This is a genomic window from Marinobacter sp. F4218, from assembly GCF_019443085.1.
GTDB classification, from domain to species: domain Bacteria; phylum Pseudomonadota; class Gammaproteobacteria; order Pseudomonadales; family Oleiphilaceae; genus Marinobacter; species Marinobacter albus.
This window is the reverse complement of sequence record NZ_JAHZIL010000002.1, coordinates 529806-553208: the sequence shown is the minus strand read 5'-3', so window position 1 is coordinate 553208 and position 23403 is coordinate 529806. Positions and strand designations below refer to the sequence as shown.

Below are 23403 nucleotides of genomic sequence, written 5' to 3'. Positions count from 1 at the left end.
TTTACGACAGGAAACTGCCCCGTGGATTTCATTAAAACCTGTTAATGATAGAAAGTCCGGCTGGTTTTATGCAGGGCGTTGACAGCGTTGGCAATTCCGGTATCATGCTCCCCGCTGTCGCAACGGCAGCAATGGAAAAACGGTGGGCTGGCAGAGTGGCTGAATGCAGCGGTCTTGAAAACCGCCGAAGGTTAGTAGCCTTCCCGGGGTTCGAATCCCTGGCCCACCGCCATTTTTCTCTTCCTGGTTTCAGATTCTCCCCCTTGATGTAGCCTCAGCGATTCGGTTCGCGTGTTTGTGCGTATTTGGTTTACGAACCCGAGACCTCACGATAGTGATATTGAAGAGTGGGAGGCCCCGTGAGCGAAAAAGAATTGAATTCCAGTGTACCCGAACAGTCGGATGTCCGTACGAATCGTCGGTTTTCCGTATCCGCGAATCGCGGGCAGGCGAGTCAGCGGGTCAGGTACGTCGAGTCCGGAGGTGCCGCTGTTGATACGGGTGAATGTACATTCTGCCAGTCCTTTCCGGAATTGTCCGATCAAGATCCCGGGGACAAACCATAGCGTCTGAAGGGTGCTTCTGGGGGAGGAGGTGGTGCAGGCTCATGCACTCGGCGATTTCAGGGCGTCCCGGATGGCTTGAACCGCAGCCAATGCACTGTCGTTGTCCCCATGAACGCACAGGCTGTGAGCGGGTAGTTCCAGCCAGCGGCCATTGATGCTTGTTACCCCTCCCTGTTCCGCAAATGATAGCGCCTGGCTCACAATGATCTCGGGATCACTGTGCACCGCGCCTTTGTGTTTTCGTGGCACCAGAAGGCCTTCATCCGTGTAGGCGCGATCTGCAAAGGCCTCGAGCAGTACCGGCACGCCAAGGCTTTCTATCAGCGCCTGTTGCTCGTGATAGCGGCAGGTAACGGGAATCATCAGGGGCAGGTTGTGACGATAGGTGCCCACGGCTTCGGCGACCGCTCTCAGCAACGTGTCGTCCCGCATCATGTCGTTGTTGAGTGCCCCGTGGGGCTTCACGTAGGAAATGTGGGTCCCTTCGGCCCGGCACATCCCATCCAGCGCGCCAAGCTGGTAAAGCATGAGAGCGTGGACCTCCTCCGGCGTGTGGGCAATGGAGCGTCGTCCGAAGCCCGCCAGGTCATGGTAGGAGGGGTGGGCACCGATCTCGACCTCGTGTTCTGCGGCCAGCGCAACGGTACGGCGAATGACCATGGGGTCGGCAGCATGAAAGCCGCAGGCAACGTTGGCCATGTCGATGAGGGGCATTACCGCCTCATCCTGGCCCATTTCCCAGGCTCCGTAGCTCTCCCCAAGATCACAATTCAGCTTCATCTTTCACATGTCCCGGCCAGGGTAGGTGGCCTCTTTCCGTTCGTCTGCCAACCTCTGCCGTTTGGCCAGCTTTTCCGGTTTGTTTTTCGGAATCTGCCAGCCCTGCAGGTTCTCCTCAATCAGCCTGACCAGCGCTTCGATGTGCCCTGGGGTCGCGTTAAGCGCCGGTATATAGCTGAAGCCCTCGCCACCGGCTTCCATGAAGTATTCTCGGTTCTCTTCATCGATTTCCTCAACGGTTTCGAGGCAGTCCGACGAGAAGCCGGGGCAGAACACATCTATAGATTTTACGCCTTTTTTCGGGAGAGATTTAAGCGTTTCGTCGGTGTAGGGTTTGAGCCACTCCTCTTTTCCGAACCGGGACTGGAAGGTGGTCAGATAGTCCTCGCCAGCAAGGCCAAGACGCTCTGCCAGGAGGCGGGATGTCTTGTGGCACTCGCAGTGGTATGGATCCCCTTTCATCAGGTATTTCAGGGGCACACCATGGTAGGACAGGATGAGCTTCTGGTTGCGTCCATGGTTGGCCCAGTGGGCTTCGATGTGTCTGGCCATCGCTTCGATGTAGGGTGGGTAGTCCGGGTAGTGGGAGATAAACCGCAAATCCGGCAACCAGCGGCGCTTACTGAAGTCCTTGGCAATGGCATCGAAGGTGGACGCGGACGTTGAGGCCGAGTACTGGGGATAGAGGGGCAACACGAGCAGTTTGCGAACGCCCTGGGCCTGCATTTCATCCAGAACGTTGGGGATCGACGGGTTGCCGTACCGCATGGCGAATCCGACCACCACGTTCGGGCCGTATTTTTTCTTCAGGGCCTCCCGGATTCCCTCGGCCTGTTTTCCGGTGTGGATCAGCAGGGGAGAGCCCTCGGGCATCCAGACTCCGGCATAGGCCTGAGCGCTCCGCCTGGGGCGAATACGAAGAATAATCCCGTGCAGTATCAGCCACCAGAGCGGGCGCGGAAGCTCAACGACCCTCGGGTCAGAGAGGAATTCAGCCAGGTACCGGCGAAGCGCAGACGTTGTGGGCGCATCGGGAGTGCCAAGGTTGGTAACAAGAACACCAAGGCGCTCGGGTTGGTTGTGGCTGAAATTCTCTGAACCTTTGAACTGCATAGAGGAAATCCTGGTGATTGATCTTCGGGGAAGGGCCGGACGGTTCTATTTTTCCGAGGCCTGCTGGGCCATGCGAGGAGCAAGGCCACTGATGTCATAACCGGCGTTCCTGGCCTTGGTGAAAATCTCCTGGGCGGAGGTTTCCCGGGCAGCACTCAGAGCCCACAGCACTGTGCAGCGCGTACCGGAACGACAAAAAGCCAATACGGGTTTCTCCGCGTCTCGGATCATCGGGGCGAACCGGTCAACGTCCTGGTCGGTGATGTTGCCTGACTCAACCGGCATATAAACCCAGTCGAGGCCGACTTCGCGGGCGGCCGCTTCGATATCCGACATCGGGGGCTGTCCAAACTCTTCCTGGTCAGGGCGATTGGCAACCAGGGTCTTGAAACCGAGACGTGCCGCCTCAGCGACATCATCGACGGAGATTTGCGGTGCGACTGAGATAGTGTCATCGATCTTTCTGATTTCCATGTACGTGCGCCTCCGTAGTCGTTAACTGTGGGACTGCCGCCATGATCTCACAGCTATGGGGTGCTGTCAGAATGGCGGCTCAAGACAGTAACAGAATTGATCAGGCTTTGGTGCGGCGACGCTCTATGACTTCAAACGCCGCCATGCCGGCAACCATGGATGTTACGAAAACAAGAGCCTTGAACTCGCCAGCTCCCAGTGCGACCAAGCCGGGCCCGGGGCAGAAACCGGCCACCCCCCAGCCGACACCAAAGGCGAGCCCCCCAACAACCAGGCGTTTGTCGATGTGGTTGTTGGTGGAAATTTTCATGGAGAAGCCGAGGAACGACAAGGTACGGCGACGCGCCAGCGCAAAGGCCCCCAAGCCCACCACGACGGCACCACCCATCACGAATGCGAGGGAGGGATCCCAGAGCCCGGCAATATCGAGGAAACCCAGAACCTTTTCGGGGTTGGCCATGCCCGACACAATGAGCCCCAGGCCGAAAATGAGCCCGGCCAACAGCGAAGCGATATGATATCTCATGGTTTTACACTCCCAACTGGTGCCGGATGATGTAGACGGTAACGAAGCCCGCGCCCATAAAGGTGAGGGTTGCTACCAGGGATCGGACAGAGAGCCGGGAAAGCCCGCAAACACCGTGGCCACTGGTGCAGCCGGAGCCGTAGCGGGTGCCAATTCCAACCAGCAGGCCCGCGATGATCAACGCTGGATAGCCGGCGTTGATTTCAATTGGAGGCAGTTCCGCTGCGAGTAGCCACACAGCGGGTGCGCCAATGAGCCCGACAAGAAACGCCAGGCGCCAGGCAATGTCACCGCGGCCTGGTACGAGGAGACCACCCAGGATGCCGCTGATACCGGCAATCCGGCCGTTAAGAAGCAGAAAGCAGGCTGCTGCCAGCCCAATCAGAATGCCGCCCGCCAACGCCGACCAGGGCGTAAAGTTACTCCACGCAATTTCAATCATTCAGAGTCTCCACAGTGGTTCACAGGAAGGTTTTTGGAATAAGCATATAAATAGGGGCGATAATAACAAAAAAAAGCCCGGCACAGGGTGCCGGGCAGAGGCGTGCGAGTAGTATCCATGAAAGACTTCCAGACAAACCGGCATCAGCAGGGATACCGGTATCAGGAAGTATTGACCATATTTTGAACACTTCAAGCTGCTACCCGGCTCGTTTCAAAACATTTTTTCATATTGAATGCCTGTTTATATTGCGGCCTTTCGCTGTGCGCCTTTCAGGCCGACTGAAATCGGCCTCGCAGTGTAATACAATGGGGGCTCCCAGCAATATTTTATCCCCTGAGGTTGTTACATGTCTGACGAACACGACAAGAAGCCGGAAAACGATCCGCAACTGGCGGCCAAGATCAAGGATTCGGCGCGCCAGATATGGCTGGCCGGCCTCGGGGCATACACCAAGGCAGAAGAGGACACCGGGCGATTTTTCGATCGTCTGGTCCAGGAGGGCGAGCAGCTCGAGAACAAGACCCGTGGCGTGGTAGAGAAACAGATCAAGTCCGTCGAGGATCGGGTTGGAGATGTCCGGGAGCGCGCGACCGGCACCTGGGATAAACTGGAAACGCTGTTCGATGAGCGGGTATCCGGTGCTCTCCGTCGTCTCGGTATTCACCGGCGCGAAGAAATAGAAGCCATGGAGCGGCGGATAGAGGCACTCGAAAATGAGCTGATGCGCCTTCGGAGCGAACGCGGGGACGACGAGGAAGAATAATTTCCCGGGACTAGAGGTAGTCCCGGCTCATCAGACGGGCGTGATTTTGTTCGTCTGGAGCCAGGTAGGGAATGACCAGATGCATCATCTGGTAGACACCACGACCGGGATCCACTGACTCCCGGTCGTTCAGATGAGATAGCGTATCAAAACTACACCAATAGCAGGCAGTTAGCGTTAACTGCTCACACAATGCCTGAAGCTGCTCCGAGCCAATCTCCATCATTTCCTGCTGTCGGAAACTCTCGCAAATCAACTGGAAGGCGGCAGTCTTCTTCTTTTTCAGTCGTCTGAACCGGGTTTGTAACTGGTCGTACCGGGAGAGGACATTCACCAGATCCTGGTAAATGAATCGGTAGCGGGCGACCGTCTCGAACAGCAGGTGAAGGAAGAAGCCCTGCTGATCAAGACTGATGTCGACGTCTTTCGGCACCGCCAGCAGATCCAGCATTTCTTCCTCGAACCGTCCGAACAGCTCCTCGACGATGTCGCCCTTGCTCTTGAAATGGTAGTAGAGGTTGCCGGGACTGATGTCCATCTCATCGGAGATCAGAAGCGTAGTCACATTGGGTTCGCCGACGCTGTTGAACAGCGCCAGGCTGGTATCGAGGATACGGTCGCGGGTTTTGATTTTTTTCATGTCGCGCCCGGTGCGCTCCTATAGGTCAAAGCTTGCCCAGACAGGGCAGTGATCGGATGGACGCTCCATGGCGCGGATGTCATACGAAACACCGGCTTCACGCGCTTTCGGCAGCAGGCTGTCGCTGGCCATGATCAGGTCAATACGCAGCCCGCGGCGGGGATCGCGTTCAAACCCTTTGCTGCGGTAATCAAACCAACTGAAGGTATCGAATTCCTCGGGATGAAGATGCCGGAAGACGTCGGTGTATCCCCGGGCTTCGACCTGTCCGAGCCATTCCCGCTCTTCGGGCAGGAAACTGCACTTTCCGGTGCGGAGCCACCGCTTTGCGTTGTCCGCGCCGATCCCGATATCCCGGTCGGTGGGTGAGATATTCATGTCGCCCATCACCACAACGTGGCCGCCACGTCGCTTCAGGTCATCCAGGTATTTCATCAGGTCGGCATAGAATTTTTCCTTGGCGGGAAATTTCACCGGGTGGTCCCGACTCTCGCCCTGGGGGAAGTAGCCGTTGACGACCGTGAGGGGCTCTCCATTTACCATGAAGTGGCCTGTAATCAGGCGCCGCTGGGAGTCTTCGCCATCCCAGGGGTAGCCCTTGAGGACCGTGTCAGGTTCCATCCGGGACAAGAGTGCCACGCCATAGTGGGTTTTCTGGCCATGAAAGTGAACGTGATAACCCAATTCACGGATAGCCTCCACCGGAAATTCCTCGTCTCGGACCTTGGTTTCCTGAAGGCCTATGAAATCCGGTTTCAGACTGTTGATGACGGCTTCGAGCTGGTGCAGACGGGTACGAATACTGTTGACGTTGAACGACACAAACATCATAGGTGCTGATTCTCCGGCGTTGACTCCGCCGCGAGTTTAACACAATGGGTACGGGGGGCGGCCTTGGCAGTGGCGACGCATTCAGGGAGTCAGTTCACAATCCGGCCAGTTTGATACCGAATACTGAATGTGAGCAGTGTAATTGGCGTCGTTGTTCTTCCTGATATTGGTGAGCCCGTAATAGTCGGTCAGGGCGCCCCTGGCGTTGTAACCCAGGATAATCGGGTCCACCAGAAACCGCAGGACCATCCCGGTGGGACGGATCTGAACAACATGATCCGCCGTTACCTTCGAGCTTTCAGTCGACTCGAGTACAAATTCGTAGTGTTCGCCGCGCGTGGGGCCTAGAAACCGGAACTCCACCGATTCGCCATTCAGCACAGCCTGCCAGTTGCGCCGGACGAAATTGTCGAAACCGGCATCGACCACAACTTTCTCGGAGAAGGGAACATCGAAGGTTCTGCTTTCCCCGGCCGGCATTTGCCAATTGATGACCAGGGTATTGGGCTCGGGGTATTCAATCGACAGAGATTCATCGAATTCGGGCTGGCGGAAGTCGACGGCGGGACGAAGGACCGAATCCGAGTAATTGAGGTCCTTGGACGCGAACGCATGATCGCGGTCCGGCCTCTGGTAGGCAATTGAGTGTTCCTGAGGCTGGAATACACCGCTCTCGCATGTGCCGGCCACGGCGTGTTGCTCCAGGTAGAGAGTTTCGCCTGCGTAAGTTCTGGCCGTCCCGGTAAAGCTCATCTGCGCGGCGAAAGCCGCTGGCGCGGCCAGACAACATGCAGCCGTAATAATGAGTCCGGCCCGCTGCCTGGTCATTGCTGAAGCTCCGGGTACAGGGATTTCCTGAGGAACAGGAGCAAGGGGAACACCACCAGCCAGCCAATGGCCAGGGCCATAAGGGAGGGCACCAACTCGGGCAGGATAACGGCGCCCAGTTTGCTGGCAGACCAGTAGGCAAATGGCCCGGCGATGGGAGCCAGGACAAATGGCAGCCAGGCTTTGCGGCTGATCCAGTCGAGGGAATGGCTGAGCGTGGTCATGAAGATGGCCCAGATCGCAACCAGCCAGGGTGGCGTCAACAGCACTTCACCATCCGCACTGGCCAGGATTCCGGTACGGAACCACAGGAGGTCAAGCGAAGCCCCCAGCACCGTACCCAAGCCGATGAACTGGAGTTCGCTCATTCGCTTCTGGCTTACGAGCAGCAGGTGCAGAACCAGGAGTCCGGCCACCAGGCCCGCTGCCGGCATTCCGGGGTAGAGAATGCAGATCAGCCAGCCGGCCTGGAAGACAACAAAGTTCAGAATGTTTCGGGTGGTCTCAGATCGGATCATAGGCTCAGGATATTTGATCGTTTGTTTCCCGGTTTTGCCATCAGGATCTGGGATACGCCGATGGCGCGCTCACTGAACCCGGCTTCACAGTAGGCGAAGTAGAATTCCCAGAGGCGTCTGAAGGCCTGATCGTAGCCCAGGGCCTCAAGTTTTCCGGGGTTCGCCATGAACCGTTCACACCAGTCTTGCAGGGTGCGGGCATAATGGAAACCAATGTCCTCGGCATGCGTGAGCACGAGGTTGCTCTGGGTTCTCATGGAATCGAGGATGGCACCGAACGATGGAATGAAGCTGCCGGGAAAGATAAAGCGCTGGATGAAATCAACATTCTTCAGGGCGCGCTTATAGCGCTGTTCCGGCATATTGATGGCCTGAATCAACGCCAGCCCATCGTTTTTGAGCAGGGTGCTGATCTGTGCCAGGTAACTGTCGAGAAACTGCGGCCCAACGGCTTCAATCATCTCGATGGAAACGAGCTTATCAAACCGACCCTCTAGATCGCGATAGTCGTCGAACAGCAGGGTGATGCGGTCATCGAGGCCTTCCTCGGTAACCCGGGCCTTAGCCAGTTCCAGCTGCTCTTTTGAGATTGTGGTCGTGGTTACATGGCAGCCATAGTTTTTGGCGGCGTGAATAGCGAATCCGCCCCAGCCGGTGCCAATCTCGATGACCCGGTCGCCAGGCTGCAGGTCCAGTTTCCGGCAAATGGTGTCCAACTTATGAATGGCGGCCTCATCCAGCGTCGCGTCCGCACTCGGGTAGATCGCCGAGGAATACATCATGGTCGGATCCAGGAAGAGCTCGAACAGGTCGTTGCCAAGATCGTAATGGGCACTGATATTTTTTCGTGAACCCTCCCGGGTGTTCCGGTTGAGCCAATGAAGTCCCTTGAGTGCCGGTTTTGTCACCCAACTGAAGCGATCCTCAAACCCGTTCATGCGATCGACGTTTCGGGTGAAGAACCGGAGCAGGGCCACCAGGTCCGGGGTAGACCAGTCGCCATTGACGAAGGCTTCCGCAGCCCCGACGCTGCCCCCGGTGAGCAGATCCCGCCAGGTGCTGTGGTCATGAATCACCAGCTCAGCCGCCGGGTACCGGGCATCCCCATCACCGAACACCAGGTCATCGCAGCCATCCTCATGGACAGTCAGGATGCCGTCGCGAAGTTGGTTTAGCTGTTGTAACACTAGACTCCTGGCGATGCGGCTGGCCAAAGAACGTGAACGGTCCTGGTCTTCCGCCGATTGAACTGAGGTATTCAGGTTCTCCATGAACTTACCCTTCCACGCTTCTCGTTTTTGTGTGCGGTACTGGAGACATCCAGCCCCGAATCGTCTGCCCCCCGCCGGTAGGCCGGGTCCTTTTCGGACAGTTTGTCCGGGTGGGTATAGAACGGAGCGCCTTTGAGTTTCAGCTTCAGGGCATGCCAATAGATACCCGCCGACACCTTGAGCGCCTCCACCGGAAACTTCCGCAGGCTTCTGTGTATTTCTTTACGGGTGAGCGGGGTGCGATGGACCACCAGGGTGGCATCAAAATGTTTCTTTTCCTGTTCCAGCACGTTCATGTGAATTCGCAGATCGGGACCCCGGAAGCTGAACGTCCACTGGTAGTGCTGTTCCATGCCATTAAAGGGGGATACATGGAAACGCTTGCTGAACCCAAACCGTTCAGTGTGCCAGCCCCCCGAGCCAGGGCCTTCGCCCAGAGTTTCGAGACAGTAGACATGGCGCTCGTGCCAGGGGGTGTTGGTGATCTGGGCGACGATGACCCGGGGTACGGCGCCTTCCTGGGGACTGTCATCACAGCCATAGCAGAAATAGAAACTGACTGGATTGAAAACGTACCCGAAGTACCGGGGGTGGGTCACGAGTTCGACGGTGCCATCCGGATGCCAGCCGGTCGCCTTTTCCACATGATTCCTTACGGTGGTAGCCAGCGAACCGGCTTCGGGCTGGAAGTAGTCCGCCCGCCGCAGTGAAAGCCAGTTAAAACGCTCCAGGGAAAACAAAGGGCTGATGCTGGTGACCCGGTCCCATTCGTCCACGTCCAGTGCCAGCATGCCGGTGCTGTACTCGAACTCGTGGTTAACCGGGAATTTCCGGCGGTGCCGGACCGACCCTTCAAGCCATTGGCTGTTCATCGCTATAGCTCCAGACCGAAGGCCTCGGTCACTCTGAGCGCGCTGCGTACGCCGTCCTCATGGAAACCGTTGAACCAGTAAGCCCCACAGTAATGGGTCCGGTTCTGGTTCCCGATTTCGTCGTACCGGCCCTGCGCTGCGACTGCCTCCAGAGTAAACACCGGGTGACTGTAACGGAACTGCTTGATGATCCGGTCCGGCGCAATATCGTGGCTGCGGTTCAACGTCACGCAAAAGGTTTCCGGCGCATCATGGAAGTTCTGAAGAATGTTCATGTTGTAGGTGACCGACACCGGCTCGGTACTGTGGGATGGAATGAAGTAGTTCCAGGCGGCCCAGGCGCGGCGGGTATCCGGCAGTACGCTACTGTCAGTGTGCAGCACGACATCGTTACTCTGATAACCGATGGCCCCGAGGACCTCGCGTTCCCGGTCGCTGGGGTCCGTCAGCATCGCCAGGGCCTGGTCGCTGTGACAGGCGAGCACGACCTGATCAAAACGGCGCTCTTCGCCACCAACGTTAAGGGTGACGCCGTGCTCATCCCGCTTCACACTTTCGACCGGGCTGTTGAGGTGGGTGCAGTCCCCCAGTCGGTCCATCATCTTGTGGACATACTGGGCCGAGCCACCGGAAATCACTCGCCAGGTCGGGCGGTCATCCACCGACAGCATGCCGTGGTTGTTGAAGAATTGAAGGAAGAACCGAATCGGGAACTGCTCGAGCACGATTTCCGGTGCCGACCAGATCGCCGCGCCCATCGGTACGATATAATAGTTCCTGAAATAGCGGGAGTAGCCGTTGCGATTCAGATACTGGCCCAGAGTCTCGCTGTCGTTGATCGCCTCCGCGGCAAGATCTGCCCGGGTCTCGCGGTTAAACCGGAGAATTTCCCGGATCATCTTCAGAAAAGGCAGGTTGAACACGTTCTTGCGCTGGGCAAAAAGGGTGTCGAGACTGGTGCCGTTGTATTGCAGACCGTTGGCTTTGCAGTCGACGCTGAAGCTCATGTCGCTGACTTCTGACGGCACACCGAGCCGATCCATCAATCGGATAAAATTGGGGTAGGTCCAGTCGTTGAAGACGATAAACCCCGTGTTGACGGGCCAGGTGCGGCCACCGGCCTCGACCTGTTCGGTATTGGTGTGGCCGCCGGCATAGTCTCCGGCCTCAAATACTTCCACATCGTGCTTCTCGGCCAGTAGCCACGCGGCCGTAAGGCCGGAAACGCCGGCGCCAATGACAGCTATACGCTGACGTTCGTTACTCATCCATTGTTTTCCTGTTCAGTGGTACTTTTTCTCGCCATATTCGCCGCCATGCGATCAATCAGAGCCTGTGGCAGAGTTCCGAGCATCCGGAGCATCCAGGTGAAACGTTTGGGGAAGGCGATCTCGTTCCTGCCCTTGGCCAGGCCGCTAACGATTCGGTCCGCCGCCTCCTCGGCCGAGACGAGGAAGGGCATGGGGAAGTCGTTCCGATCCGTCAGCGGTGTTTTGACGAAGCCCGGGGAGACAACGACCACATCAATCCCTTCGGCGGCCAGATCCGCCCGCAAAGCCTGGGCGAAATAGGTCAGGGCAGCCTTTGAGGCGCCATAGCCTTCGGCGCGGCCGAATGGAAACCACCAGGCCGATGAGCTGACAATCACCAGTGTTGCCGGCAAGCCTTTGGCTCGAGTGCGCCTAAGGGCTGGTAACGCTATGTCCAGACAGCGGGCAGTTCCGATCACGTTGGTGTGGATGTTCTTCTCGATCACATCACTGTTGTAGTGAGTTATGTCGAGGTATTCACAGGTGCCGGCATTCAGGATCGCCATGTGAAGATCGCCGTGATTTTCCAGGACATTGGCGATACCCCGGAGATCCTCCTTGCTGGTGGTGTCGCCAGGTGCGGTAAGGATCCGTTCTGGCGCCAGGGCCTTGAGCTCCTCCAGGGGTTGCGCCCGACGACCGGAGAGCACCAGTCGATGGCCTCCTCGGGCAAGGGCCCGGGTTACGGCCTCGCCGATGCCGGAACTGGCGCCGGTGATCCAGATGTTCGAGTGGGTCTGCAGACGTTCACTCATCCGGCGTATCCTTTAATCCAGCGGATAACACCGCCCACTACCGGCAGGTTTTCATACAGCAGTTGGCCTGCATCGAAGTAGTCGCGGTGATAACACACCTTACCGTTGGCGATCCGCAGATGACTGATCCCATCCACCTGAATTTCCCTGCCACCATTAATGCGTTTGTGACGCAGGTGCATAACCCAGGGCACGGCTGAAAAGGAGCCATCGACGACCGGCTCTGAGAACTCGAACCGGCAGCTGATGGCGTTGGCGTAGGCACTGGCAAAATACTGAGTCAATGCATCCAGGCCCTGAACCGATCCCAAGGGATCCTGAAACTGAATGTCTTCGCTGTAGACTTCAGACAGCTTGTTCAGGTTGCCCTTGTCGAGTTCGTTAAACAGCCGCCTGAAATCGGCGAGCGTGACGGGAACCGAGGAATTATGAGAACCGACTTCAATGGCCGAGGCGCTTGTCATGAACGTGTTCTCCTCATTCTGTCCAGTTGACGGGTTTCTTCCTTGATATGTTTGGGTATCGGGTTGAGCTCCCAGATAATCCCGAGGCGGGACAGGAGCCATAGTCCATACCAGGTGATATCGATCTCGTACCACCGGAAGCCCTGACGCACCGATTGGGGCCAGCGGTGGTGGTTGTTATGCCAACCTTCACCCAAGGTAAGCAGTGCCAGCCAGAAATTGTTTCGGCTGCCATCGGAGGTTTCAAACCGCCGCTTGCCCCAGACATGGGAAAGCGAGTTGATCGAAACGGTTGCGTGGAACAGGGCAACGGTAGAAATGAAGAAACCCCACACCAGCAGCTGCAGGCCATTGGTGCCCAGTCCCGGTGCCCAGGCTGCCAGGGCCTCGCCGAGCCCGTAGATGGCGATGGCAGCCAGGGCGGGAACGATTGCATCGAAGCGATTAATGAACCGGAGCTCCGGGAACTTCATCCAGTCCCGAACCCGACGCTCATCCATGGTGAAGCCCGCATCACAAGTGAACCAGCCCACATGGGACCACCAGAACCCGCCATGGTGAGGCGAGTGCAGATCCTGTTCCTGGTCGGAATGCTGATGGTGATGGCGATGGTGGGCGGCCCACCAGAGGGGCCCACGCTGGGCTGCGCTGGCGCCAAGCACCGCAAAGACGAATTGGGCGGGCCGGCTTGTTTTGAAGGTTTTATGGGCGAAATAACGGTGGTAAAAACCCGTGATTGCAAACATCCTTATAACGAAGAAGGCGATTGCGAACACGATTGCGAAGGTGCTGGCCCCAGTGTAGAACGCCAGCAGGCACGCAAGGTGCAAAGCCAGAAACGGAATAACCCGGATAAAGTTGAATGATCGGGAGCTGGCGTCGATGTGATCCGAACCCGCAGAGGAATCGAACCACCTCAGAATGTTTGTAAACCAGTTTTGTACTCGGGTCATACCCTGTTTGCCCTTGTCTCTAAAATGAACCTGAACAGCGTGTTCATCGGAATTGGCCGAACAAAACGCTTGCAGGGTTGTACGTTCTAACTCATCACTTTGGATGCACGATAACCCATGTTTAATCAGCCATCGCAGTCAACCCATATACGCCGTATTGCAGTTGTTGGTTCAGGCCTGTCCGGACTTACGGCCGGCCTGAAGTTGAAGCGACAGGGCCACGATGTCACGGTTTTCGAGAAAAGCCGCGGTCCGGGTGGAAGGCTGGCAGCCAAACGGGTTCAGGGCGGATCGGCGGACGTAGGAGCTCAGTATTTCACCGCCCGTAATCCTGCATTTCTTCCATTCCTTCAAGAATTCGCCGGTGATAGCGCGTTCGCCGAGTGGCAGGGCCGATTCGCGTTCCGGAATGAGCGAGGTGAGTGGGATAGCTTCCCGGATGAACCCCGGTACGTCGGAAGCCCCCGAATGACAGCTATTTCCCGGGCGCTCTCCGCGCACCTTCAAGTGGTGGCGGAGACCCGGGTTGAAGCACTTGAAAAAGTGGGGCGTCGATGGTCTCTGACGGACACGGAAGGCACCGCGCTTGGTGAATTCGATCAAGTAGTGATCACGGCGCCCCCGGCCCAGACCCGGACCCTGCTGGTAGACAGCAATCTTGGCGAGCTGGCGGCCAAGCTGGATGAGCCCGTCAAAAAGGTATTACCTTGCTGGGCAGTGGCGGCGCATTTCGAGCATGCGCCCAGTGCTGCTTACGAAGGGATGCGTGTTGAACACCCGGTGCTTTATTGGGTGGCTAACAACTCCAGCAAGCCCGGCAGGGAAGACTCCGGCCAATGGTGGGTGTTGCATGCCAACCCGGAATGGACCGAACAGCACGTAGAAACGCCCGCGGCAGACGTCGCGCAGTTGATGGTTGACGCCTTCCGGGAACTGGTCGGTTCCGCCGGCGAGCCGGACAAGGTGGTGACTCACCGGTGGCTCTATGCCCGTTCGGCGGACAGCGAACAGCCCGGACACCTCTGGTTTGCTGATCAGAACATTGGCATCGCCGGAGACTGGCTCAGTGGAGGGCGGGTTGAAGGCGCCTTCAACAGTGCTTGCAGCCTGGTGGCCGCAATGTCGGAGGATGACTGACGCCGGTTACTCGGTCATGCCGTCCTGGCCCTGGGTGGTTACGTCCGGGCGCAGGTAGAAGTGCGTGATCGTACCGTCACTGAATTTGCTGAAAAAGGCGCTGACGTGCGTAATCTTCTTCAATGACCGCTTTCGGTTGATCGGATCCCTTGTCAGGACCTTGATGCCGTTGAAGTTATCCTGAATATTCGAAAACCTTGCCCGCATGGAGCAGGTCACGACGTGCGCGGGATTGAGCTTCAGTTCCTGCGCCAGCCAGGCGCTGTGACGCTCAATGCCGCGATCGCTCAGATCCTCTCGGGTGTCGAGATGGTTGAGTTTGACCCGGTTGACGATGCAGAACGAGAAGCTGGCCGGGTTTCGCCTTGCGACCTTGCGGAAGGCTTCCCAGAAGAAGTTGTCGGTCAGCTCGGCGAAAAACCGCATGTCGCTCAGGCAGGTATCCACCCACTGAAAATTCTCGGGGTCTTCCAGCACTTCATTGATGGCTTCCCGCAGAAGCCAGTCGAAGCCGAGGGCCGTTTTGTGGGCGTAGACCTTGCGGTACATCTGGTGCCGGCTGTACACGAAATCCTCAAGGGCTCCGAGGCCTTTCTGGGTAATCGCCAATCCCAGCCACGGCTCGGAAACGTTCCAGCCGAACCGGAGGTTGCTCAGCAGGTGGTCCAGATTGAAACCACCGATAGTCACTGATGAGTGGAAACCGTCCCTGAGCATGTAATCGGCACGGTCCGCATCAATTTCTCCGGAAACGATCGATTTAAGCAGGTCCATGACCATGCGGGGGATATCGTTGCTGATCAGGGATCCGGATTCAGCGTCCTCACCGGCAATAAAAGCCCAGAACGTTCGCGCGTGGCGGCGAAAGGTGTCGCTGGGCGACACATCCGTAGTCTCCATGATCCCGATGACATCGCGGGCACAGAGCCCGGCACTCTCCAGATCGACGGCCGTGAGCACGTCGTGGGCAACGCGTACGGAATAGTGCTCGTGTTCCAGTTCATCCGGCTCAGCGGAATGGTAGGCCGAGTATTCGACGCCGGTCCAGAGATCTCCGAAGCGTCCCGGGCGGGACATCAGGTCGCGAATGCGGCGGGCCTGCGTAAACTGGTGAGAGAAGCTGGAATGGCCGCTGTCGTGCAGCAGACACCCCAAGCGAATGGTCTTGGCGAGGTAGTCGATTGCATCAAGCTGGCTCAGGCTGAGGTCCGTCTGCTTGCTTAGTTGTCGTTCCCGTAGATAGGCGTCGATCATGGATCGGAACATGCGTGTTCCCACATGCATGACACCAATGCTGTGAAGAAAGCGGGAGTGGGTTGCCCCCGGGAAAACGAGGCTCAGAATGTCGTTCTGGCAGATGTTTCTGAGGCGCTGGAACAGGGGGTGATCGATAACCTGGATTTCGTGCCGGTAGAGGGGGATGCCGCCATGGACTGGATCCATGATCAGCTTGTCATAAGCGCCTAGCAAGTCGTTTACGGCACTTCTCATATCCAGGAATCTCCCAATTTAGTAAAACTGGCCTTGTTATATCACAGGGTCGTGCCAGAATAGGCTTATTAAAGCCGATTTTCCTTTTATCGCTGGTAGCTTAGGGCAACAGCCATGACCTCGCGCACCGAGCGCATACTGATTATTGATGCTGATGAAAAGGCCCGCCGGGATCTGGCTCATTATCTGGAGGCCCGAGGCTTTTATGTTACCGGGTATTCCGGTCTGTCTTCTGCCAAGACGCTGTTTGACGATAGCATTCCTGATGTCATCTTTGCAGACCTTCCGCCATCAGCGATCGGCGACCTTGCCTCCCGCCTGGAGGAATCCGAAACCTTCACGCCCATCGTCTGCTGTTCCACTAGTGACTCCAGCGCCGACGTGGTAAAAGCGCTCCGGGCAGGGGCTGCGGACTTCGTGCTAAAGCCCTGCAACGATGACAAAGGCGCACTGGATGACGTCATTGAAAAGCTCTTTGACCGTGTCCGGGTGAATCGCCTGAATCAGCTTTACCGCCACGAACTGGAGGAAGCGAATCGGGATTTGCGCAACGGTATTGCCGAACTTCGGGCGGATCAGCGGGCCGGCCGGAAAGTTCAGCTGCGCATGCTTCCGGATCATGAGCAGGATCTGGTGGGGTTACATGTTGATCACCTGATAAAACCGTCCCTGTATCTCAGTGGCGATTTCCTGGACTACTTTCGCATTTCCGAAGACCAGGTGCTGGTCTACATTGCCGATGTTTCGGGCCACGGCGCCAGTTCCGCTTTCGTCACCGTGCTTCTGAAAAACCTGACCAACCGGTTGCAGCGGAACCTCCGGCGCCAGTCCAGTGATGACATCCTGTACCCGGATCGCTTCCTTGAACGGATCAATTCGGAGTTGCTTGATACGGGTCTCGGCAAACACGTAACCGTGTTTGTTGGCATTATTTCTGTCAACGAGCGTAAATTAAAGTACGCAGTAGGGGCCCATTTCCCGATGCCCATTCTGTCCTTTGAAGGCGGCGAAACTGCGTTTCTGGAGGGGAGTGGGTTACCGGTAGGCCTTTTTGAGGCGCCCCAGTGGGAGGTTTACGAAATACCGCTGGATAAACCGTTCCGGCTAATCCTGTTCTCGGACGGCATTTTGGAGGTCATTCGCGCCAAAAGCCTTGATGAAAAGGAAAGGACGCTACTTGAACTCGTTTCAGGAGGTAGTCACACTATCGCCTCCCTTAATGAGGCTCTGAATCTCGACGAGATCACGGAATTACCGGACGATATAGCTATCGTGTCGGTTACTGATACCATGATCGGATCAGATAACACGTCGTCGAAATAGTGGCAGTGTGAAAAATGGCTGGTTACAAGATCCTGCAAGCTGAAAAACAGGGCATCTATGTCCTGAAGTTTATTGGCGAAATCCGGCTGAACCTGTGTTCGACGCTGGACAATCTGGTTGAGTCCATCACCCAGGATCCCCAGTTCAAAACCGTGGTCGTTGATCTGACTGAAACCGAAATCATCGACAGCACCACGCTCGGGCTCCTCGCCAAGATCGCCATGGCCGCCCAGCAACAAAGCCATTTCCTCCCCACGCTGATTTCCACCAACCCGGATATTACCCGCATTATCACATCCATGGGGTTCGACAAGATTTTCATTATTGTTCGAGAACCCGCGTCCCGTATTGAAGAGCTCGAAGAGATTCCCGTATTGAAAGCCAGCGAGCAACAGGTCCGCGATAAGGTCCTGGACGCTCACAAGGTGCTGATGGGGCTGAACAGCCGGAACAGGGAAGAGTTCAAGAATCTGGTGCGTGCGCTCGAATGTGAAGAGCCCGGTTAAGCCGGCACGTTTTTGATCCTGAAGCGCTCCGGGTTCTCATCGTCTTTTTTTATAAAACAGTGGAAGAGTTATGTCTGAAAAGAACTCGCCTCAAGACAATGGCGCCAAGGGGCCGGTACACGACGTAGCGGTACTTGGCGGTGGCAGCTTCGGTACGGCAATGACCAAAGTGCTGGGCGAAAACGGCCATCGTGTTCACTTCTGGATGCGCGATGACGCTCAAGTAGCAGAAATCACCAAGACCCGCATCAATAGCCGATACATGCCAGGCGTTGAGCTCTCCGGCGATATCCAGCCTACGACAGATCTCGCCGAGGCTGTGGGCAATGCCGAGATTGTTTTCGTCGCCATACCGAGCAAAGCATTTCGGTTCGTTATCCGGGACCACAGCGATCAGTTCCGTGACGGCCAGATTGTTGTCAGCCTGACCAAAGGCATCGAAGAGCATGGTTTCAAGCTGATGAGCGAGATTCTCCAGGAGGAGATACCGCGTTGCCGCATCGGTGTTCTTAGCGGCCCCAACCTTGCCAGCGAAATTGTAAACCGGGATCTGACTGCGACGGTGATCGCCGCCAAAGATCCGGACGTGCGGCGGACAGTGCAGGATCTGCTCGGCTGTGAGTATTTCCGGGTCTATGCCAATGTGGATATCTATGGCGTGGAGCTGGCGGGCGCCCTGAAGAACATCTATGCCATCGTGGCCGGTCTCGCGTCGGCTCTGGAAATGGGTGAAAACGCCAAGGCTATGCTGATTACCCGCGGGCTGGCAGAAATGAGCCGTTTCGCCGTCAGCCTCGGCGCCAACCCCATGACCTTCATGGGCCTGGCGGGGGTGGGGGATCTCATCGTGACCTGCACCTCGTCCAAGAGCCGGAATTATCGGGTTGGCTATGCCGTGGGCAAGGGCCAGAAGCTGGACGATGCCGTGGCGGAGCTGGGCCAGGTCGCCGAGGGTATTTATACTCTGAAACTGGTGAAAGAGAAGTCCGAGGCTATCGGGATCTACATGCCCCTGGTGCGGGGTTTGTACGAAATTCTCTATGGTACGGCGTCCATCAAGGCAGTCATCAACAGCCTGATGATGGCGGTGCAGAATTCCGACGTGGAATTTATACTGCCGCGCACGATCAGTCAGTAACGTTTATTCAGTGGAGGGTTGCCTGTGCAGTTGCTTATCATGCGGCACGGCGAAGCTGGCTGGCATACGCTTGACCAGGAGCGCGAGCTGACCGAAGCCGGGCGCCTGCATGTTGCCGAGTCTGCTGCGCAGATGGCGGAATCCCCGTGGCGACCCAAGCTGATCTGGACCAGCCCTTACGTGCGGGCCAGAGAGACCTCGGCCATTGTGTCGGAAATCCTGAACTGTGCCGTGGAAGAGAAGCAGTTCCTTACGCCGGATGACGATCCTGGCCTGTGCCTTGACGCCTTGCTGGAAAACCGGACCTCACCGCTGCTGCTCATCTCGCACATGCCCCTGGTGGGCAGTCTTGCCACCTTGCTGGTCGACGGCCACCGCCATGGCATTCCCTTTATGACGTCGCAGGCGGTGCTGCTAGATATGCCTGTGGTCGGTCCCGGATGTGCAGACTTGAAAGCCCAGTTTTTGCCCTGATCTCCTCCTTATCGAATTTCCTGCTATTGATTGAGTTCCTGATATGTACAGTTTTCCCATTGATTACGTTGAGCCGGTCTTTCGCCCGCCCAGTGAGGCGAAATCCCTCATCCTTCCGGTAACCAACGGGTGTTCCTGGAACAAATGCACCTTTTGCGAAATGTACACCCAACCGCAGAAGAAGTTCCGGGCCCGCAAGCCGGAGGACGTTCGTCGGGATATCGACAAAGCAGCGCGCAGCCTCGGGGGTGTGAGGCGGGTCTTCCTGGCAGATGGCGACGCGATAGTGCTGCCAACGCGGCGTCTGCTGGAGATCCTGGCAGATCTGAAGGCGGCCTTTCCGGATCTGCGGCGGGTGTCCAGTTACTGTCTGCCCCGAAACCTGGCGAAGAAAACGGTGGAAGAGCTGGCACAGCTGAAGGACGCCGGGCTAGAGATACTTTACGTGGGGATGGAATCCGGAGACGACGAGATACTGAACCGGGTTAATAAAGGGGAGTCCTGGGAATCCACCCGCTCTGCGTTGCTGAAAATCCGGGAGGCGGGTCTGACGAGCTCGGTAATGGTTCTGAATGGGCTGGGTGGCGAAAGCCTGTCGCGCCAGCATGCCATCAATACCGCCACACTGTGCAACGAAACGCAGCCGGATTTCCTGTCTACGCTGGTCGTGAGCTTTCCTCAGGGAGAGGAACGGTTCCGGGCAGGATTCGGGGACGACTTTGTGCCTCTGTCCCAGCAGGGGCTATTCGAGGAAATCAAACTGTTTCTGGAGCATCTTGAGCTGGAACGCACGGTGTTTCGTAGTGACCACGCGTCAAACTACCTCGTCCTGAAAGGAACGCTGGGGCGCGACAAACAGAAGATGCTGGATCAGGTTGATCTGGCAATCAGCAGCCCCGGTGCCGTTCCGCTCAGGGCGGAATGGATGCGTGGGTTGTAACGGAAAGATTGCGGAGCCATCGTATGAGCCAGAACCCGGAAAACCTCGCCAGGCAAGTGGAGCAGATTGTGAAGAACCCCGAACAACCGCCGCTCGACCAATGGCACCCCGAACTCTCCGGTGACATGGATCTGCGCATCACCCGGGACGGGCAATGGATACACAAAGGTGAGCCGCTGGCCCGCGAGGCGATCGTTCGCCTGTTTTCCACGATCCTGCGCCGGGAAGAAGACGGCGAGTATTACCTGGTAACCCCGGTGGAGAAGTGGCGGATCCAGGTGGAAGACACCCCTTTGCTCGCTCACTCCCTGACGGTCGAAGGTGAGGGGCAGGATCAGGTCATCAAGCTGACGACCAATGTGGGTGAAACGCTCGAGGTCGGAGAGGACCACCCGCTCGATGTCGGGGTGTATCCGGATTCCGAGGAACCACGCCCGGTCGTTCGGGTTCGTCACGGTGTCGATGCAAGATTGGTGACCGCAGCATTTTACGATCTGGCCAATCATGTTGTTGAACAGGGCGGGGCAGACGACCGGATGCTGGGGGTTTTTAGTCGCGGAAATTTCTACAAAATCGGCCGGGGTGGTTGAAAACCCATACGTCGCCCCCACCTCTAACGGTAGAAAACGCATCAACTCAGTTGTTAAACTGTGTTTTCATACTTGTTACGAGCCTGGCTCTCTAACGAGGCCCGGTGGTCGTCAGTCCCTCTGTGCAGTCTGACTGTTCAAGATCACTTTCGATTACCTTAATTCATTAAACAGTCATTGCGACACGCAAGGAGATCACATGGCCCAACCTCGTGTTGTCACCATCCATTACACGCTCACCAACGACCAGGGAGAGCAGCTTGACTCCTCCCGTGTAGAAGGTCGCGAGCCTCTGTCTTACCTGGAAGGTGCCCAGAACATTATCGGTGGACTGGAAAGTGCACTGAACGAAAAGAATCCTGGCGATCAGGTCAAAGTATCTGTTGAGCCGGCAGAAGGTTATGGCGAAGTTAACGAAGAACTGGTCCAACCGGTTCCGCGCTCAGCTTTTGAAGGTGTCGACACGATCGAGCCCGGCATGCAGTTTCAGGCACAGACCCCGGGTGGCCCCCAGGTTGTCCGTGTCGTTGAAGTCGGCGACGAAACCGTCACCATCGATGCCAACCACCCGCTGGCTGGCGAGACCCTGCACTTCGACGTAGAAGTTGTAGAGGCTCGTGAAGCTACTGACGAAGAAAAAGAGCACGGTCACGCTCACTAAGCTTGTCAGAAGCTCCAACGAAAAACGGCTCCCCCGGGAGCCGTTTTTTTTATGCCTGAATGATTTCAGGATACAAAAAAGCGGCCCCGAAGGGCCGCTTTCCGTTGCGCTCCAAACTTACATGTTCGGATAGTTCGGACCGCCGCCGCCTTCCGGAGTTACCCAGTTAATGTTCTGTGCAGGATCCTTGATGTCGCAGGTCTTGCAGTGAACGCAGTTCTGGGCGTTGATCTGGAATTTCTTGCCGCTGCCGTCGTCCTTCTCGACAACCTCGTAAACGCCGGCCGGGCAGTAGCGCTGAGCCGGTTCGTCATACTTCGGCAGGTTTTCCTTGAGCGGAATATCCGGATCGGTCAGTTTCAGATGCACTGGCTGATCTTCTTCGTGGTTGGTGTTTGAGATGAACACCGAAGAAAGGCGATCGAACGTCAGCTTATTATCCGGCTTCGGATAGCTGATGGTCTTGGCCTCGGACGCGGGCTTGAGTGTCGCGTAGTCCGGTACCGTGTCGTGGAAGGTAATCGGGAGGCTGCCGCGCAGGATGTTCTGCTCGAAGAAGGCAATCGCGCCACCAACGATGTTACCAAACTTGTGCATGGCCGGACCGAAGTTACGCTCGGCGTACAGCTCTTTATACAGCCAGCTGTCCTCGAAACGCTTCTGGAAATCGGTGATTTCTTCGCCGGCCTTACCGTCCTTGAGCGCCTCGAATACAGCTTCAGCGCCCAGCAGGCCAGACTTCATGGCCGTGTGGGAGCCCTTGATCTTGGAGCTGTTCAGGGTGCCAGCGTCGCAGCCCAGCAACAGGCCACCCGGGAAGCTCATCTTCGGAAGGGCATTGTAACCACCTTTGGAAATGGCACGGGCGCCGTAGGACACGCGCTTGCCGCCTTCCAGGTATTTGCTGATCTCCGGGTGAAGCTTCAGGCGCTGGAATTCGTCGAACGGACTCAGGTGCGGGTTGCTGTAGGACAGATCGGTGATCAGGCCAACGTACACCTGGCCATTTTCCAGGTGATACAGGAAAGAACCGCCGGTAGAGCCGCTCTCGTTCAGCGGCCAGCCTGTGGTGTGAACAACCAGGCCCGGCTCGTGCTTGGACGGATCAATGTCCCACAGCTCCTTGATGCCGATGCCGTAGTGCTGGGGATCCTTGCCTTCGTCCAGCTTGAATTCGTTGATCAGGCGCTTGCCCAGGTGGCCCCGGCAGCCTTCGGTAAAGAGGGTGTACTTGGCGCGCAGCTCCATGCCTGGCATGTAGCCGTCTTTCTCGGAGCCGTCACGGGCCACGCCCATGTCGCCGGTGATGATGCCTTTGACCTGACCGTCTTCAACGATGGTCTCGGCAGCAGCAAAGCCGGGGTAGACTTCCACACCCAGCTGCTCGGCCTGCTCAGCGAGCCAGCGGCAGAGGTTGCCCAGGCTGATGATGTAGTTGCCGTGGTTGTGCATGTTCTTGGGCACGAAACCATTCGGGATCTTGGTCGCTTTCTGCTGATCTTTCAGCAGGAAGATATCGTCACGAGTGACCGGCGTGTTAAGCGGGGCGCCTTTCTCTTTCCAGTCCGGGAAGAGTTCGTTGAGGGCAGTGGGCTCGAATACGGTACCGGCGAGAATGTGCGCGCCGATTTCAGACCCTTTCTCTACCACGCATACGGTCAGTTCTTCGCCAGCTTCCTGTGCCAACTGCATGACACGACAAGCTGCCGACAGGCCCGCCGGGCCGCCGCCGACGATAAGAACATCAAATTCCATCGATTCGCGTTCCACGTTGGTCTCCTCAAACTTCTTTAATGGATATTATTTGCCCGCAGGCCAATTCTGGGCCGACATCATACCGGTAAAAGTGCCTATAGACGACTGCCCAAAGCCGAACAAGCCGACTTATTAGGAAGAAAGGATATCGTATTTAAAGAATCAAACAAACGTTTGTTTGAAATTCTCTGCGTCCTTTGGCATTGTAAGTGCGCACCGAAACATCGTGTGTTCTGAGGCGTTTTTTAGTATCGTCTCACCGCCAGGCCGAGTCAACAC

Annotated in this window: 26 protein-coding genes and 1 tRNA gene; 10 read left to right on the top strand and 17 right to left on the bottom strand. The window is 56.9% G+C overall.

Annotation, left to right across the window (positions count from 1 at the left end; genetic code table 11):
* Positions 1 to 141: 141 nt before the first annotated feature.
* A tRNA-Ser gene (locus tag K0B93_RS02980) sits at positions 142 to 232 on the top strand.
* 373 nt (positions 233 to 605) lie between these two features.
* Here K0B93_RS02980 and K0B93_RS02975 read toward each other — a convergent pair.
* The 5 genes from K0B93_RS02975 to K0B93_RS02955 all read right to left on the bottom strand — a co-directional run bounded on the left by K0B93_RS02975 (position 606) and on the right by K0B93_RS02955 (position 3901).
* A complete protein-coding gene (locus K0B93_RS02975) occupies positions 606 to 1346 on the bottom strand; it encodes a 5-oxoprolinase subunit PxpA (protein ID WP_219865756.1) in 741 nt (246 codons plus the stop codon).
* A 3-nt stretch (positions 1347 to 1349) separates the two neighbouring features.
* A complete protein-coding gene (gene hemH, locus K0B93_RS02970; protein WP_219865755.1) occupies positions 1350 to 2459 on the bottom strand; it encodes a ferrochelatase in 1110 nt (369 codons plus the stop codon).
* 45 nt (positions 2460 to 2504) lie between these two features.
* A complete protein-coding gene (locus K0B93_RS02965) occupies positions 2505 to 2933 on the bottom strand; it encodes a TIGR01244 family sulfur transferase (protein ID WP_219865754.1) in 429 nt (142 codons plus the stop codon).
* A gap of 100 nt (positions 2934 to 3033) precedes the next feature.
* Complete coding sequence (locus K0B93_RS02960; protein ID WP_219865753.1) at positions 3034 to 3459, bottom strand: YeeE/YedE family protein; 426 nt, start codon at positions 3457 to 3459, stop codon at positions 3034 to 3036.
* Between the two features lie 4 nt (positions 3460 to 3463).
* Positions 3464 to 3901, bottom strand: a complete 438-nt coding sequence (locus K0B93_RS02955; RefSeq protein ID WP_219865752.1) for a YeeE/YedE family protein — start codon at positions 3899 to 3901, stop codon at positions 3464 to 3466.
* Positions 3902 to 4250: 349 nt separating this feature from the next.
* Here K0B93_RS02955 and K0B93_RS02950 point away from each other — a divergent pair, with 349 nt between their 5' ends.
* A complete protein-coding gene (locus tag K0B93_RS02950; protein WP_219865751.1) occupies positions 4251 to 4667 on the top strand; it encodes a phasin family protein in 417 nt (138 codons plus the stop codon).
* Positions 4668 to 4677: 10 nt separating this feature from the next.
* Here the strand turns inward: K0B93_RS02950 and K0B93_RS02945 are convergent, their stop codons facing one another.
* The 10 genes from K0B93_RS02945 to K0B93_RS02900 all read right to left on the bottom strand — a co-directional run bounded on the left by K0B93_RS02945 (position 4678) and on the right by K0B93_RS02900 (position 13109).
* Positions 4678 to 5307, bottom strand: a complete 630-nt coding sequence (locus K0B93_RS02945) for a TetR/AcrR family transcriptional regulator (RefSeq protein ID WP_219865750.1) — start codon at positions 5305 to 5307, stop codon at positions 4678 to 4680.
* 18 nt (positions 5308 to 5325) lie between these two features.
* Positions 5326 to 6138: an exodeoxyribonuclease III gene (gene xthA / locus K0B93_RS02940; protein WP_219865749.1), complete on the bottom strand. Its 813-nt coding sequence runs from the start codon at positions 6136 to 6138 to the stop codon at positions 5326 to 5328.
* Positions 6139 to 6219: 81 nt separating this feature from the next.
* Complete coding sequence (locus K0B93_RS02935) at positions 6220 to 6966, bottom strand: hypothetical protein (protein WP_219865748.1); 747 nt, start codon at positions 6964 to 6966, stop codon at positions 6220 to 6222.
* The gene (locus K0B93_RS02930; protein WP_219865747.1) at positions 6963 to 7484 is read right to left on the bottom strand and encodes a DUF2878 domain-containing protein; all 522 of its coding nucleotides are present in this window, start codon (positions 7482 to 7484) and stop codon (positions 6963 to 6965) included. The genes K0B93_RS02935 and K0B93_RS02930 overlap by 4 nt, the downstream gene beginning before the upstream one ends.
* The gene (locus K0B93_RS02925; protein ID WP_219865746.1) at positions 7481 to 8755 is read right to left on the bottom strand and encodes an SAM-dependent methyltransferase; all 1275 of its coding nucleotides are present in this window, start codon (positions 8753 to 8755) and stop codon (positions 7481 to 7483) included. Before K0B93_RS02925 ends, K0B93_RS02930 begins: the two co-directional genes overlap by 4 nt.
* Positions 8743 to 9627 (bottom strand): DUF1365 domain-containing protein, encoded by an 885-nt coding sequence (locus tag K0B93_RS02920; RefSeq protein WP_219865745.1) that lies wholly within the window; start codon positions 9625 to 9627, stop codon positions 8743 to 8745. The genes K0B93_RS02925 and K0B93_RS02920 overlap by 13 nt, the downstream gene beginning before the upstream one ends.
* A 2-nt stretch (positions 9628 to 9629) precedes the next feature.
* Positions 9630 to 10895, bottom strand: a complete 1266-nt coding sequence (locus K0B93_RS02915; RefSeq protein ID WP_219865744.1) for an NAD(P)/FAD-dependent oxidoreductase — start codon at positions 10893 to 10895, stop codon at positions 9630 to 9632.
* A complete protein-coding gene (locus K0B93_RS02910; RefSeq protein WP_219865743.1) occupies positions 10892 to 11692 on the bottom strand; it encodes an SDR family NAD(P)-dependent oxidoreductase in 801 nt (266 codons plus the stop codon). The genes K0B93_RS02915 and K0B93_RS02910 overlap by 4 nt, the downstream gene beginning before the upstream one ends.
* Positions 11689 to 12156, bottom strand: a complete 468-nt coding sequence (locus tag K0B93_RS02905; protein ID WP_219865742.1) for a nuclear transport factor 2 family protein — start codon at positions 12154 to 12156, stop codon at positions 11689 to 11691. Before K0B93_RS02905 ends, K0B93_RS02910 begins: the two co-directional genes overlap by 4 nt.
* Complete coding sequence (locus K0B93_RS02900) at positions 12153 to 13109, bottom strand: acyl-CoA desaturase (protein WP_219865741.1); 957 nt, start codon at positions 13107 to 13109, stop codon at positions 12153 to 12155. Before K0B93_RS02900 ends, K0B93_RS02905 begins: the two co-directional genes overlap by 4 nt.
* A gap of 117 nt (positions 13110 to 13226) precedes the next feature.
* Here K0B93_RS02900 and K0B93_RS02895 point away from each other — a divergent pair, with 117 nt between their 5' ends.
* Positions 13227 to 14246: an NAD(P)/FAD-dependent oxidoreductase gene (locus tag K0B93_RS02895; RefSeq protein WP_219865740.1), complete on the top strand. Its 1020-nt coding sequence runs from the start codon at positions 13227 to 13229 to the stop codon at positions 14244 to 14246.
* Positions 14247 to 14252: 6 nt separating this feature from the next.
* Here K0B93_RS02895 and K0B93_RS02890 read toward each other — a convergent pair whose 3' ends face one another.
* Positions 14253 to 15737: an HD domain-containing protein gene (locus K0B93_RS02890; RefSeq protein WP_219865739.1), complete on the bottom strand. Its 1485-nt coding sequence runs from the start codon at positions 15735 to 15737 to the stop codon at positions 14253 to 14255.
* Between the two features lie 114 nt (positions 15738 to 15851).
* Between K0B93_RS02890 and K0B93_RS02885 the strand changes: the two genes are divergently transcribed.
* The 7 genes from K0B93_RS02885 (at position 15852) to K0B93_RS02855 (ending at position 21369) form a co-directional block, all read left to right on the top strand.
* Positions 15852 to 17060, top strand: a complete 1209-nt coding sequence (locus K0B93_RS02885; protein ID WP_219865738.1) for a PP2C family protein-serine/threonine phosphatase — start codon at positions 15852 to 15854, stop codon at positions 17058 to 17060.
* A 14-nt stretch (positions 17061 to 17074) separates the two neighbouring features.
* Positions 17075 to 17566 carry an STAS domain-containing protein gene (locus K0B93_RS02880; protein WP_219472532.1) on the top strand — a complete coding sequence of 164 codons (492 nt, stop codon included), beginning with the start codon at positions 17075 to 17077 and terminating at the stop codon, positions 17564 to 17566.
* 70 nt (positions 17567 to 17636) lie between these two features.
* Complete coding sequence (locus K0B93_RS02875) at positions 17637 to 18704, top strand: NAD(P)H-dependent glycerol-3-phosphate dehydrogenase (protein WP_219865737.1); 1068 nt, start codon at positions 17637 to 17639, stop codon at positions 18702 to 18704.
* Between the two features lie 24 nt (positions 18705 to 18728).
* Entirely contained in the window at positions 18729 to 19178 is a 450-nt protein-coding gene (locus K0B93_RS02870; RefSeq protein ID WP_219865736.1) for a SixA phosphatase family protein, read from the top strand.
* Positions 19179 to 19221: 43 nt separating this feature from the next.
* Positions 19222 to 20118, top strand: a complete 897-nt coding sequence (locus K0B93_RS02865; RefSeq protein WP_219865735.1) for a radical SAM protein — start codon at positions 19222 to 19224, stop codon at positions 20116 to 20118.
* A 23-nt stretch (positions 20119 to 20141) separates the two neighbouring features.
* Positions 20142 to 20708, top strand: coding sequence for a DUF1285 domain-containing protein (locus K0B93_RS02860; protein WP_219865734.1), 567 nt, complete (start codon positions 20142 to 20144; stop codon positions 20706 to 20708).
* Between the two features lie 199 nt (positions 20709 to 20907).
* Positions 20908 to 21369, top strand: a complete 462-nt coding sequence (locus tag K0B93_RS02855; RefSeq protein ID WP_219865733.1) for an FKBP-type peptidyl-prolyl cis-trans isomerase — start codon at positions 20908 to 20910, stop codon at positions 21367 to 21369.
* Between the two features lie 117 nt (positions 21370 to 21486).
* Here K0B93_RS02855 and K0B93_RS02850 read toward each other — a convergent pair whose 3' ends face one another.
* Complete coding sequence (locus tag K0B93_RS02850) at positions 21487 to 23139, bottom strand: electron transfer flavoprotein-ubiquinone oxidoreductase (RefSeq protein WP_219865732.1); 1653 nt, start codon at positions 23137 to 23139, stop codon at positions 21487 to 21489.
* Between the last annotated feature and the right edge of the window lie 264 nt (positions 23140 to 23403).